Annotated in this window: 12 protein-coding genes; all 12 read left to right on the top strand. The window is 65.1% G+C overall.

The window, feature by feature from the left end; all coding sequences use genetic code 11:
- Positions 1 to 19 precede the first annotated feature (19 nt).
- Positions 20 to 1,408, top strand: coding sequence for a replication-associated recombination protein A (locus ACTSLZ_RS08645; RefSeq protein WP_443094731.1), 1,389 nt, complete (start codon positions 20 to 22; stop codon positions 1,406 to 1,408).
- A 675-nt stretch (positions 1,409 to 2,083) separates the two neighbouring features.
- Positions 2,084 to 3,394 (top strand): ISL3 family transposase, encoded by a 1,311-nt coding sequence (locus tag ACTSLZ_RS08640; protein WP_179628043.1) that lies wholly within the window; start codon positions 2,084 to 2,086, stop codon positions 3,392 to 3,394.
- Positions 3,391 to 4,038 (top strand): hypothetical protein, encoded by a 648-nt coding sequence (locus ACTSLZ_RS08635; protein ID WP_443094730.1) that lies wholly within the window; start codon positions 3,391 to 3,393, stop codon positions 4,036 to 4,038. The genes ACTSLZ_RS08640 and ACTSLZ_RS08635 overlap by 4 nt, the downstream gene beginning before the upstream one ends.
- A 294-nt stretch (positions 4,039 to 4,332) precedes the next feature.
- On the top strand, positions 4,333 to 4,974 hold the full coding sequence (gene rpsD / locus ACTSLZ_RS08630; protein ID WP_129314441.1) for a 30S ribosomal protein S4: 642 nt from the start codon (positions 4,333 to 4,335) through the stop codon (positions 4,972 to 4,974).
- A 163-nt stretch (positions 4,975 to 5,137) separates the two neighbouring features.
- Positions 5,138 to 5,575 carry a DUF948 domain-containing protein gene (locus ACTSLZ_RS08625; protein ID WP_178979869.1) on the top strand — a complete coding sequence of 146 codons (438 nt, stop codon included), beginning with the start codon at positions 5,138 to 5,140 and terminating at the stop codon, positions 5,573 to 5,575.
- Positions 5,572 to 6,033, top strand: a complete 462-nt coding sequence (locus ACTSLZ_RS08620) for a hypothetical protein (protein ID WP_443094729.1) — start codon at positions 5,572 to 5,574, stop codon at positions 6,031 to 6,033. Before ACTSLZ_RS08625 ends, ACTSLZ_RS08620 begins: the two co-directional genes overlap by 4 nt.
- Positions 6,034 to 6,119: 86 nt before the next feature.
- Entirely contained in the window at positions 6,120 to 8,804 is a 2,685-nt protein-coding gene (alaS, locus tag ACTSLZ_RS08615) for an alanine--tRNA ligase (protein ID WP_443094728.1), read from the top strand.
- A 28-nt stretch (positions 8,805 to 8,832) separates the two neighbouring features.
- A complete protein-coding gene (gene ruvX, locus ACTSLZ_RS08610) occupies positions 8,833 to 9,354 on the top strand; it encodes a Holliday junction resolvase RuvX (protein ID WP_178979866.1) in 522 nt (173 codons plus the stop codon).
- Positions 9,351 to 10,565 carry an endolytic transglycosylase MltG gene (mltG, locus tag ACTSLZ_RS08605; RefSeq protein WP_443094727.1) on the top strand — a complete coding sequence of 405 codons (1,215 nt, stop codon included), beginning with the start codon at positions 9,351 to 9,353 and terminating at the stop codon, positions 10,563 to 10,565. The genes ruvX and mltG overlap by 4 nt, the downstream gene beginning before the upstream one ends.
- On the top strand, positions 10,556 to 11,515 hold the full coding sequence (locus tag ACTSLZ_RS08600; protein ID WP_443094726.1) for a shikimate dehydrogenase family protein: 960 nt from the start codon (positions 10,556 to 10,558) through the stop codon (positions 11,513 to 11,515). Before mltG ends, ACTSLZ_RS08600 begins: the two co-directional genes overlap by 10 nt.
- Positions 11,516 to 11,592: 77 nt before the next feature.
- Complete coding sequence (gene aroC / locus ACTSLZ_RS08595; protein WP_443094725.1) at positions 11,593 to 12,813, top strand: chorismate synthase; 1,221 nt, start codon at positions 11,593 to 11,595, stop codon at positions 12,811 to 12,813.
- Complete coding sequence (locus ACTSLZ_RS08590) at positions 12,810 to 13,373, top strand: shikimate kinase (protein WP_178979864.1); 564 nt, start codon at positions 12,810 to 12,812, stop codon at positions 13,371 to 13,373. The genes aroC and ACTSLZ_RS08590 overlap by 4 nt, the downstream gene beginning before the upstream one ends.
- The last annotated feature ends 68 nt before the right edge of the window (positions 13,374 to 13,441 follow it).

The raw sequence follows: 13,441 nt of genomic DNA, 5'->3' as shown, positions 1-13,441 counted from the left end.
CCTCCGATAGGCTGGGTGCGTGACCCAATCTCTTTTCGACAGCGACGACGAATCCTCCCCTGAGGAGTCCGCGAGTGGCCGCTCGACCGGCCCCCGGAGTCCTTTGGCCGTGAGAATGCGTCCGCGCACGGTCGACGAGATCGTGGGGCAGGAGCATGCGCTCAAACCGGGCTCTCCCTTGCGCGTGCTGGCGGGGGAGGACGCCGGCCCGGCGGGGCCTTCCTCGGTGATTCTGTGGGGCCCGCCTGGTACGGGCAAGACGACGATTGCCCACGTGATCGCCCGCGGTTCCTCCCGCAAGTTCACGGAGCTCTCGGCCGTGACCGCAGGGGTCAAGGACGTCCGGGCCGTGATCAACCAGGCTCTGAACGACCGTGACCTGCGGGGCATCACCACGGTCTTGTTCCTGGACGAGATCCATCGCTTCACCAAGGCACAGCAGGATGCGTTGCTGCCGGGAGTCGAGAACAGGTGGGTCGTGCTGGTCGCGGCCACGACCGAGAACCCGTCCTTTTCGGTCATTTCCCCGTTGCTCTCGCGCTCGATCCTGGTCACGCTCAAACCCTTGGACAATGAGGCGATCAGTGGCCTCCTGGATCGCGCGGTCTCCGAAGAGAGAGGGCTGCGCGACCAGGTGTCCTTGTCCGACGCCGCCCGACGCCACCTGGTCGAGTTGTGCGGGGGAGACGCGCGCCGGGCCCTGACCGCCCTCGAGGCGGCGGCCGCCGTCGCGTACGGTGAGGCCACGGACAGGTCCGGCGCCGTCGAGATCACCGAGAAGCACACGGAAGAGGCGTTGGACAAGGCGGCCCTCCGCTATGACAAGGGCGGCGACCAGCACTACGACGTGATCTCGGCGTTCATCAAGTCGATCAGAGGCTCCGACGTCGACGCCGCCCTGCACTACCTGGCACGCATGATCGAGGCCGGTGAGGACCCGAGGTTCATTGCCAGAAGGCTCGTGGTCCACGCGAGTGAGGACATCGGGATGGCCGACCCGACGGCGTTGCAGACGGCCGTTGCCGCGGCCCAGGCCGTCCAGCTCATCGGTCTTCCCGAAGCGAGAATCAACCTCGCGCAGGCCGTGATCCATTTGGCCACGGCCCCGAAGTCCAACGCGGTGATCACCGCAATCGACGAGGCCATGGGCGATGTCCGTTCCGGCAAGGCAGGTCTGGTTCCGCCGCACCTCCGGGACGCGCACTATCCGGGCGCCGCCCAGCACGGACACGGCAAGGGGTATGTGTATCCGCACAGCGTGTCCCACGCCGTGGCGGCCCAGCAGTATGCCCCGGATGAGCTGGTCGGGCGCGAATACTACCGACCCACGGAGTACGGCTCGGAGAAACCCCTCCGGCAACGGCTGGGGATCATTCGCAGGATTCTGGGTACCTTCGGCGTCAAATAGCCCCTTGACGAGAGTCGATACTGCATCGGGAGGAAATCCCAGTGGGATTCCTCTTCACATCAATATTGTGCCTTTCTTTGATCTGCAACCACTACTCCTGCAGTGTTTTCGCATGTCATTCCCAAGAATGTATTTCGATACAAAACTATCTGAGATGAATTCGTTCTGGGGTGGGTACATATCAAGGGAGTGCGGATCGGCCTCCGGTTCCGAGGTGGCCCAGAAGCTCCGCTAGCGGGCGGCACAGGCGGGATGATGAGCCTCCCGAAGTGGTGTCCATGAAGTGGACTTCTCGTGCCGTCTCGGCGTGTCTCGATCGAAATATTTTCGGACGCAGAGCGACGGTGTCTGCGCTAATGGAAAGAATAATCGATTAGTTGAACGAAGATTTTGTTGTCACCGTGTGCAATAGTTCACTCGCTATGGGAAAGGATGGCATCTAAGCTACCGAGTGAGTTTCCGGGTGGACTCCTTTTTGCCTATCCGGGAACGCCCCTCGCAGACCTGTCGGACATCCCGTCCGCCCGATATGAAAGCACCCCATGACACAGCAGAACTTGTCTGGCTCTTCGCAGTTGAGGGGGTAGGTGGCTGAGCGCGTCGGTCGCCGGATGAGGGTCGAGGCCTTCCGATGATGGAAGTTCTCACACTGACCATCTGCCGGAAGACCTCGACGTGCACCACGCTACCTTCGCGACCCCTGATCTGACCGTGTTCTGCCATCTCGACGAGCTCGGCCTCGTGGCCACCGGTCAGCTTTTTGAGCCGGATCGCGCGGTGATCGAGTGCCGCGTCGCCGAGCCGGATCCGTGGTGCCGGGGATGCGGTAGCCAGGCGCTCTCGCGCGGGACGGACACGCGGCGTCTCGCCCACGAGCCGTTCGGTCATCGCCCGACGACGCTGCTGGTCCGGGTCCGCCGCTACAAGTGCTCGGGATGCGGACGGTCCTGGCGTGAGGACCTCACGGCAGCGGCGCCCGAGCGAGCCAAGCTGTCCCGTAGCGGGATGCGGTGGGCGTTGGAAGCGCTCGTGATCGACCACCTCACCGTCGCCCGCGTCGCCGCCGGACTCGGTGTCGGTTGGCACACGGCGAACAACGCGGTCCTCGCTGAAGGGCGTCGAGTGCTGATCGACGATCCCGCCCGGTTCGACGGCGTCGCCGTGATCGGCGTCGACGAGCACGTCTGGCGCCACACGAGAGTCGGCGACAAGTACGTCACCGTCATCATCGACCTCACCCCGAACCGCGACAAGACCGGCCCCGCCCGTCTGCTGGACATGATCGAGGGTCGCTCGAAAGCCGTGTTCAAGACCTGGCTCGCCGCACGCCCGCAGGACTGGCGCGATGGTGTCGAGGTCGTCGCGATGGACGGGTTCACCGGCTTCAAGACCGCCGTCAGCGAGGAGCTCCCGGACGCGCAGGCGGTGATGGACCCGTTCCACGTCGTCCGCCTCGCCGGCGACGCCCTCGACACCTGCCGTCGTCGCGTCCAGCAGTGCCTGCACGGCCGGCGGGGCCGCAAAAACGATCCGCTCTACAAGGCCCGCCGCATCCTCCACACCGGCGCGCAGCTGCTCACTGACCGGCAGCAGACCCGTCTCGAGGCACTGTTCGCGGTCTCCGAGCACGTCGAGGTCGAGGCGACCTGGGGCATCTACCAGCGCGTGATCGCTGCCTACCGCGAACCCGATCGGAAGACGGCGAAGAAGCTGATGACAGCCGTCATCGATTCCGTCTCCAGCGGCGTCCCCGCCGCGCTCGTGGAGGTCCGCAAGCTCGGCCGCACGCTCAAGCAGCGCGCCGCCGACATCCTCGCGTTCTTCGACCGGCCCGGCACGTCCAACGGGCCAACAGAGGCGATCAACGGGCGCCTGGAACACCTCCGCGGCTCCGCCCTCGGATTCCGGAACCTCACGAACTACATAGCCCGATCGCTGCTCGACACCGGCGGCTTCAGGAACCACCTACACCCTCAAATGCGATGAGCCACTTGTCTCGCCGCACCCTGGGCAAGGGCGCGGCATGGTCGGTCCCCCTGGCGGCCGCCTCCGCTTCCGTGCCGGCCCTCGCGGCATCGCAGCCCAGAGATCCGAAGCAGTTGACCAAGGAGGAAGTCCAAAGCGGCAACTGCGCGCGCATTGCCGAGGCCATGACTTTCGACGGCCTCCGGAACTACAGCCACACCTTTGGCGGCTATGCCGATGCGAACATGAACATCGCCGTCACCATTCAGGCCCAGGGCTGGCCGTATGCGCAGCCCATGAGCGTCAAGACCTACAACGGCCAGGGATGGAACCGTCACGTTCCGGCGCCGTCGATCACCCTTCCCCGGGCGGGCGGAAAGACGTTCAAAGGGCGGGCCTCCCTGGCGAGTCGCGGCCGGTGGGGAATCAGGCAGGGAGTCCCGGTGTCGCCCAACCTCCAGTGGAGAGATTCGGCCCATGCCGACAAGCTCGACTGGCACGATGCGACCCTCACGCTGCCCCTCGAATTCAGCTGGAGTGACGACGGCGGAGAGCACGCATGTGTCCTCGACTTCAAATGCGAGCTGTTGGATGGTTGGAGGGCCGGTGCCGGGTTAGTCCGTGGCCGTATGTGGAACCCGAGGATCACAGTGCACGGCAAGTAACCACACCTGAGTATCAGGAGCCGGGTGCGTCCCCTCCTCGTCGGGAGGGTGTGACGCACCCGGCTCTGTTCCTCCTGGTCGGGAGCACATGAAGAAGCTAGACTGGGGCGTTGGCTGGCAAGCTCCCCAAAACGCACCCCCATGGGTGATCACCGGGGCAGTTGTAGTGAGGGTTGCGGCTGACCCACAGCTCTCCACCGTGCGAAACGTGCACGGAACCATGGAGGCCAGTAACAGCAGAACAAATGATCGTGCTCCACCGCGTCGCACGGTCAACCGCATGAAAGGCACATTGTGGCATCAACTCCCAAGAGCAAGCGCGCCCGTAACCTGGTGCGCAAGTCTCGCGCCCTCGGAATCCCGCTGACTCCGAAGGCCGAGAAGTACTTCGAGCGTCGCCCCTACGGTCCCGGCCAGCACGGCCGTGCCCGCAAGAAGGCCGACTCGGACTACGCCGTCCGTCTGCGCGAGAAGCAGCGTCTCCGCGCGCAGTACAACATCCGCGAGACCCAGATGCTCCGCGCGTACCAGGAAGCCAAGCGCACCGAGGGCCGGACCGGTGAAATCCTGCTCCAGATCCTCGAGTCGCGCCTGGACGCACTGGTCCTCCGCGCGGGCTTCGCCCGCACGATCGCTCAGGCCCGCCAGATGGTCGTGCACCGTCACATCATGGTCGACGGCGTCCGCGTGGACCGCCCCTCCTTCCGCGTCAAGGAAGGCCAGCTGGTTCACGTGCACCCGAAGTCCGAGAAGATGGACCCGTTCCAGGTTGCCGCCACCGGCGCCAACCAGGACGTCCTCCCGGATACCCCGGCGTACCTGAATGTCGAGATCGACAAGCTGCACGCCAAGCTGGAGCGCAAGCCCCAGCGCAGCGAGATTCCCGTCACGTGCGAGGAACAGCTCGTCGTCGAGTACTACTCGCGCATGTCCTAAGGCGTCCAGCCTTGCTCCGATGGCCCGGGCAAATGCCCGGGCCATCGCCGCTTTAATAGGGCAATGAATGACAGTGGCATGCCGTAAACTGTCACTCGTCCCGGCAAAAGCAGCCAGCGACCGTCGGGACCCAATCGATTCCACCAGAGGAGACGGTGCATTCATGACGGGCGGAGCAATCGCAGGGCTCATCGCGGCCGGGGTATTCGCGATCCTCGTGGCCCTCCTCGCGATGCCGATCATCAAACTCGGCAAGGTCTTCGACGAAATCCGTGAGACCGTCCGGCAGATCAATGCCGGAACCGGTCCGCTCATCGACGAAGTCACCAGAACCGTCACCACCACCAACTCGCAGCTCGCCAAGGTGGACGGCATCACCGACAACGTCTCTGATGCCTCGGCCAACGTGTCCGCTCTCTCGAGTCTCGTCGCCTCCACCGTCGGACAGCCCCTGATCAAGGTCGCCTCGTTCTCCTACGGCGTCCGCAAGGCCTTCCGCACCGAGAGCGACGGCAAACAGAACGGGCACCAGGCCCAAGGGCAGGACGCCGGCACGGCGACCGGAGCCGGCCGGACCTCAGAGACAGGAGAAGGTCGATGAGCTGGTGGTCCAAAGCAGGTTTGCTGCTCGCGGGGGCGGCGGCCGGATACGTTGCCTCCAAGCGAGGCGGGCAGATCGTCCAGACCGCACAGGAACTAGTGGTGAGGGACCCCATGCAGGTCGAGAAAAGGGATGAGGGCCACGGAACCGTCAGCAGGATCTGGTTCTCCGGCGCCATGACACCGGTCCGGCAGGGTGCACTCAAGGCCCTCAAATTCACGGCCACCGTCAAACAGGGCATGGCCGAACGAGAAGAAGAACTCACCCAGAAGTACGCGAACCAGAAGAAGGACATCCGCCCCGGTTCACTCGACACCTGGGACAGGCCCCTCGAAAGCCGTCCCGTGGACGCGGAGGTCACCGAGCCACAGGCCTCGGCCCAAGAAGCGGAGTCCATCGAAGAACTCCCACCCGACTTCTTCCTGGGATCCGGCAAGGACCCCAGGAACGGTCAGTAGCGCCGCACGCGGCGCACCAAGCACCCCAATCCCACGGACACGACAACGTCACTCAAGACACTCAGGACGAAGGACTAATAGCCGATATGCTCTCTCAGGAAATCAAGCAGCGCTGGATCGAATTCTTCGAAGAACGCGGACACACCGTGGTCCCTTCCGCCTCCTTGGTCTCGAACGAAGCCGGTGCGATGTTCACGATCGCCGGAATGGTCCCGTTCATCCCGTATTTCCTCGGCCGGGAGAAGGCCCCTTACAAGCGCGCGACCTCCGTCCAGAAGTGCATCCGCACCCTGGACATCGACGAAGTCGGCAAGACCGCCCGCCACGGCACCTTCTTCCAGATGGCCGGAAACTTCTCCTTCGGCGACTACTTCAAGGAACAGGCGATTCCCTTCGCCTACACGCTGCTGACCTCGCCGCAGTCCGAGGGCGGCTTCGGCCTGGACCCCGAGCGCCTCTGGGTCACCGTGTACGAAGGCGACCAAGAAGCCTTCGACATCTGGACGCGCGACGTCGGATTCCCCGAAGAACGCATCCAGCGCATGAACATGCAGGAGAACTACTGGTCCACGGGCCAGCCCGGACCTGCCGGCCCCGACTCGGAGATCTTCTACGACCGCGGCCCCGCCTACGGCAAGGAGGGCGGACCCGCGGCCGACGACGATCGCTACATCGAGATCTGGAACCTCGTGTTCATGCAGTTCCAGCGTGGTGAGGGCATCGGCAAGGACGACTTCGAAATCCTCGGCGAGCTCCCCAAGAAGAACATCGATACCGGCCTGGGCTTCGAGCGCCTGGCCATGCTCCTCCAGGGAGTCGAGAACTTCTACGAGACCGACCAGGTCCGCCCCGTGCTCGACGCCGCCTCGGAGCTGTCCGGCAAGAAGTACTTCGGCTCGGAGTCCGCCGAGGACGAAGGCTACGAGGACGACGTCCGGCTCCGCGTGGTCGCCGACCACATCCGTTCGTCCCTGATGCTCATCTCCGACGGGGTGACGCCGTCGAACGAAGGCCGCGGCTACATCCTGCGTCGCCTGCTGCGCCGCGCGATCCGCGCCATGCGTTTGCTCGGAGTCACCGAACCGTGCCTGCCCGTGCTGTTCCCGACCTCCCGGGACGCCATGAAGGGCGCCTACCCCGAGGTCGCCGACGACTTCGACCGCATCTCCCGCATCGCCTACGCGGAAGAGCGGGCCTTCCTGCACACCATCGAGTCCGGGACCACGCGCCTCAATGAGGCCGTCAAGCACGCCAAGACCGGCGGCGGATCCGTCACGGGCGAAGAAGCCTTCGCCCTGCACGACACCTACGGCTTCCCGATCGACCTGACCCTGGAGATGGCCTCCGAGGCCGGTGTCGGCGTGGACGAAAAGGCCTTCCGTTCCCTGATGCAGGAGCAGAGGCAGCGCGCCCAGGCCGATGCCAAGGCAAAGAAGGGCTCGCACGAGGACCTCGGTGCGTTCCGCGAGCTGGTCGACGAGCGCGGTTCCGTGTTCACCGGGTACACCGAGCTCAGCGGTCACACCCGCGTCCGCGCGATCCTGCAGAACGGGGTGACCGTCCCGGCCGCGTCCCAGGGCGCCCAGGTCGAGATCGTCCTGGACGAGACCCCGTTCTACGCCGAAGCCGGTGGTCAGGCCGCCGACTCGGGCATGATCACCGGAAACGGCTATGCGATCCGTGTTCATGACGTCCAGCAGCCCGTCCGTGGGCTCAGCGTCCACAAGGGCGAGGTGACCGAGGGCGAGGTCGTCGCCGGCGTCGAGGCCCAGGCCCAGGTTGATGTGCAGCGCCGCAAGGACGCCGAGAAGGCCCACTCGGGCACGCACATCGTGCACGCGGCCCTGCGCAGCGTGCTCGGCCCCGAAGCCATGCAGCGCGGCTCCTTCAACAAGGAGGGCTACCTGCGCTTCGACTTCGCCTGGACCGACTCGCTCTCGCAGACCGTCCGCGAGGAAGTCGAGGGGCTGTCCAACACCGCGATCCGTGACAACTACGAGGTCATCACCCGCGAAATGCCCTACGACGAGGCCAAGGCGATGGGAGCCATCGGGCTGTTCGGCGAGAAGTACGGCGATGTCGTGCGCGTCGTCGAAATGAACGGCGACTTCTCCCGCGAACTCTGCGGCGGAACGCACGTGAGCAGCTCGTCCGAAATCGGCTCGCTCTCGCTCATCTCCGAGCAGTCCGTCGGGTCCGGCAACCGCCGCGTCGAGGCGCTGGTCGGCCTGGATTCCTTCAACCACCTGGCGGCAGAACGGACCCTGGTCAGCCAGCTGAGCGACCTGATGAAGGTCCAGAACTCGGCCGACCTGCCGGAGAAGATCAATTCGACGCTCAACCGGCTCAAGTCGGCGGAGAAGGAGCTCGAGAAGCTGCGCAAGGAGAAGCTCCAGGCGGAAGCGGGGCGACTCGTCGAATCCGCCGAACTCATCGGGGGAGTGCGGCTGCTGGCCCACAACGCGGGAGACCTCGCCGCCGACGACGTCCGCAACCTGGCCACCGACCTGCGGCACCGCCTCGGCGAGGAAGCTGCCACGGTCATGGTCGCCGGGACCAACAACGGGCGGCCCGTGGTCGTCGTGGCCACCAATCAGGCTGCGCGCGACCTCGGCGTCAAGGCCGGGGCCCTGGTCAAGACCGCGGCCGGTGCCCTCGGCGGTGGCGGCGGCGGCAAGGACGACCTCGCTCAGGGCGGTGGACAGGACCCCTCGAAGATCGACGAGGCCTTCACCCAGGTCAAGAGCCAGGTAGCCCAGGCGGGCAAGTAAAGAGACCGTGTTCGAACGAGGCAAACGCATGGGGGTCGACGTGGGCAATGCCCGCGTCGGCCTGGCTCTGAGCGACCCCGACGGAATCCTCGCGACGCCGCTCCAGACCCTGAAGCGCAACGCCAACACGAATTCGGATCGCCGAGTCCTGCGCAAACTGGTTACGGTCCACGAGGTCACGGAAATCTTCGTGGGCCATCCCCGCACCATGAGCGGCGGATCGAGTGCTTCCACGCAGATGGCGGAGGAGTACGCCAACGCCCTGGTCGCGGAACTTCGTGACGAAGGCGTTACAGACATTCCCGTGTGGCTCGTGGACGAGAGGCTCACCACAGTCTCTGCTCACAGGTCCCTCCACGACGCGGGCGTGTCTTCACGAGACTTCAAGTCCGTGGTCGATCAGGTGGCAGCGGCTAATATTCTTCAGCAGGCGCTCGACGCGCTCAAAGCCGATCGGGCGGTGGCCGGTTATTGTATTAACTCGGAACCGCACGCCGCTGACAATGATTCGGTGACCGATGACGTCGAAAAGAATGGAGAACTTCCGTGAGCGAAGATTCATCACGCCAACGCCGTGGGGAGTCTTCGGGCGATGACAACGAGTCCTTTCACGGACTTTTCTCCCCGACTGAAGCCGAACGAAGAGCGGGCGTTCGTGGCCTGCGCATCGAGCAGGAGCACCTGACCCCGGAGCAGGCACGGCGTCGTTACGCGCGGCGTCGTCAGGTCCTGGTTTCGGCGACCATCGTCTTCGTCATCGCTTTCGTGGTCTCCGCGTCGATCCTGGGACCGCGCATGGGTCTGTTCGAGGTCAAGGACTATCACGGGGACGGCAACGGCAAGAACGTCAGCATCAGGGTCAGCCAAGGCGATTCGAACGCATCCGTGGGCCAGCGCCTCGAGCAGAAGGGCGTCATCGCGAATTCCGAGAAATTCGTGGATGTCATGGAGGACAAGGCCTCCAACAAATTCATCCAGCCGGGAACATTCGAACTGCAGGAACACATGAGTTCCGAATCCGCGATGAATTCCCTCATCGGCTCCGGCAGCGCGAAACATTACGTCGCCATCAGCCAGAACCAGCGCAAGGACGAAACCTTCGACGCCCTGGCCAAGGGCACGGGCATCAGCGTGGACGAATTCAAGGCCCTGGACAACGACCCCGGGCAATTCGGCGTCCCGGACAAGTTCACGTCCCTAGAAGGCTTCCTGCACCCGGGCGAATACCGCTTTGACGCCGACGCCTCCGCGAAGGACGTGGTGCAGGAAATGGTCGACAAGACCAAGAAGGACCTGAAGAATGCCGGCGTGAAGGGCGACGACCGCATCTTCCACGTGGTCACGGTCGCCTCGATCCTCGAATTCGAGGGCACGCCGAAGGATTACAAGGGCGTTGCCGGTGCCATTGAGAACCGCATCGACAACCCGGACGGAGAGACCCAGGGCTTCCTGCAGTCCGACGCCACGGTCGCCTACGGACTGGGCAAGAAGACCTACCAGATCAGCGACGAACAGAAGCAGGACGCCTCCAACGGGTACAACACCTTTGCGAACAAGGGTCTGCCCCAGGGGCCCATCGGCTCGCCGGCGTCCAACGCGATCAAGGCCGCTGCCCACCCGGAGAAGAACGACTACTACTACTGGGTGACGGTGAACCTGGACACGGGCGAAACCAAGTTCGCGAAGACCTACGACGAACACCAGAAGAACGTGGACGAGTACGACCAGTGGTGCTCCGAACATGAGGGCAAATGCGTCTGACGGAGGGAACGCAGGGTCCCTGGGCGGGCGTTCTCGGTCACCCCGTGGGGCACAGCCTGTCACCGGTCATGCACCGCGCCGCCTACCAGGTCCTGGACGTCGGCATCCGGTACGGGTCCGAGGACGTCGAGGAATCCGCGTTGGCGGACACGGTCCTTCCGGCACTTCGGGACCCGTCATGGAGAGGTTTCTCCGTGACGATGCCCCTGAAGTCGGAGGCCATCCGGTTCGCGGATCGGCTCACGGGTTTCGCGCAGAAGGTAGGGGTCATCAACACCCTCGCCCGCGTGGGCGATCCGGCCCAGGAAGACCAGGCCGGGGGAGAGGGGCGAGTGCTCGGACACAACACGGACGTGGCCGGCATCGTCAACGCGTTGTCGTTGACCGGCCTGTCCGCAGGTCCCGACCCCCGGGCCGCCATCGTGGGTGGTGGTGGCACGGCAACGGCCGCGGCCGCGGCCCTGCACGTCCTGGGCGCAGCCAGGTGCACGGTATTCGTCCGTGACGAGTCGCGGGCACACCGCGTGGCCGACGTCGCTGACCGGATCGGCATGGATCTGGATTTCGAACCCCTTGACCGGGCCCCCGAACGGTTGAAGGATTTCGACCACGTCGTCTCGACTCTTCCGGCCCGGGCCTTCGACGAGTACGCCCCGAACATCACGGGTGACCTCGGTGGAACGGCCGTGCTGGACGTCTCCTACGATCCGTGGCCGTCGGAGCTGTCCACGGCCGTGGAAGCCCGCGGGGGCACCGCGGTCTCGGGTCGTGAAATGCTCTTGTACCAGGCCGTGGACCAGATCAAACTATTTGTCGGACAGAGCCTCGTCGAGGACCTGCCGCATCAGCAGGACGTCATCTCGGCCATGGCATCTGCCCTCGGCCTCCCGGCGCGCACCTTCGTTCCGCGGACGGTGTACGACGACGCCTTGCTCCAACCGAGACGATGAAGGACACCATCACGTCGTTGCGCCCGGAACTGCGGGGCCGCGCGCCACACATGATCACCGAAAGATGAGGTAGAACCGTGACATTGCGTTGGCTGACCGCCGGAGAGTCCCATGGAGAGGCCCTGGTCGGAATCATCGAGGGGGTTCCCGCCGGCGTCGAGCTCACCTCGGAACACATCCGCCGCGCACTGGCCCGCCGTCGTCTCGGATACGGTCGCGGTGCCCGGATGAAATTCGAGGAGGACAAGGTCCGGATCCTCGGCGGAGTCCGTCACGGACTCACGCAGGGCGGGCCCGTCGCGATCGAGATCGCCAACACCGAATGGCCCAAGTGGACCGACGTGATGTCGTCCGACCCCGTGGACCCCTCACTGATCGAGGGCCGGGCCCGAAACGCACCATTGACTCGCCCCCGCCCCGGCCACGCAGACTTCACCGGGATGCAGAAGTACGGTTTCTCCGAAGCCCGGCCCGTTCTGGAAAGGGCCAGCGCCAGGGAGACCGCCACACGCGTTGCCCTCGGCGTGGTTGCTGCGCAGATTCTGGCCGCTCTCGGGGTCGGGATGGTCAGCCATACCACCGCCATCGGATCGGTCTCGGCCCCCGAAGACGCCGAACGTCCGTTGCCTCGGGACGTCGAATCCCTCGATGCCGACCCGCTGCGCTGCTTCGACAAGCCGACCTCGGACTCGATGGTCGAGGAGGTCGACGCCGCCCACAAGAACGGCGAGACGCTCGGCGGCGTCGTCGAGGTCCTCGCGTACGGCCTGGTCCCGGGGCTCGGATCCTACGTGCACTGGGACCGTCGCCTGGATTCCAGACTCGCCGGCGCCCTGATGGGCATCCAGGCGATCAAGGGCGTCGAGGTCGGTGACGGATTCCTGACGGCAGCCCGTCCCGGCACGGAGGCGCACGACGAGATCACCCAGGACGAGCAGGGACGGGTCCGGCGCACGACGAACCGCGCGGGCGGCATCGAGGGCGGCATGAGCATCGGTGACGCCCTGCGAGTCCGCGCCGGAATGAAACCGATCGCCACCGTCCCGCGCGCGCTGAAGACCGTGGACACGGCCTCCGGCGAGGCAACCACCGCGCACCAACAGCGTTCCGACGTGTGCGCGGTGCCGGCCGCCGGCGTGGTTGCGGAAGCGATGGTCGCCCTGGTCCTCGCGGACGCCTACACCGAGAAATTCGGGGGAGACTCGATCGAGGAAACCCGGCGCAACGTCGAGGGCTACCTGGACTCGATCCCCGAGGAGCTGGATTTCGCGCCGAATACCGAAGGCTGGGACGCATGAGCCAGGCGGGGCAGGAGCCGCAGCCCTCCTCCGAACCTGCCGGCCCCGTGGTCCTGATCGGTCCCATGGCGGCGGGGAAGTCGTTCCTGGCACTGCACCTGTCCAAGTTCCACGGATACGGCTTCGTGGACACGGACCAGCAGATCGTGGAACGCCACGGGGTGATCGCGGAATTGTTCACCCGGTACGGTGAGAAGTACTTCCGGGATATCGAGGCGGACACGATCGAGGCCATTCTCCGTTCGCCGGAACACCAGAACGCCGTGGTCTCCGTCGGGGGCGGCGCTCCGATGACCCCGCGTGTGCAGGAACTGCTCAGGAAGCATACGGTGGTGTACGTCCAGGTGGACGTGGACACGGTCAGACCCCGGATCGAGGGAAACACCACGCGTCCCATGCTCCAACCAGACCCCATCGCACGGTGGAACGAAATCTTCCGGGAACGCCGCGAGACCTACGAAGAGCTGGCCACCGTGATTCTCGACGCCCGCGGCGATCGAGAAATCTCCACGATGGCCGAGGAACTGCACGACATCATTCGCTCGACACGCTCCGCCTGAACGATGCGGGCCGGCGGGAAACCCCACGCGCGGCCCATCGTTCGCCGAGCGTCGTACCAGGAGGAACA

It is taken from the genome of Rothia koreensis, from assembly GCF_052232265.1.
GTDB lineage: Bacteria > Actinomycetota > Actinomycetes > Actinomycetales > Micrococcaceae > Rothia > Rothia koreensis.
Note: the sequence above shows the minus strand (reverse complement) of the source record. Positions and strands in the feature narration are given on the sequence as shown.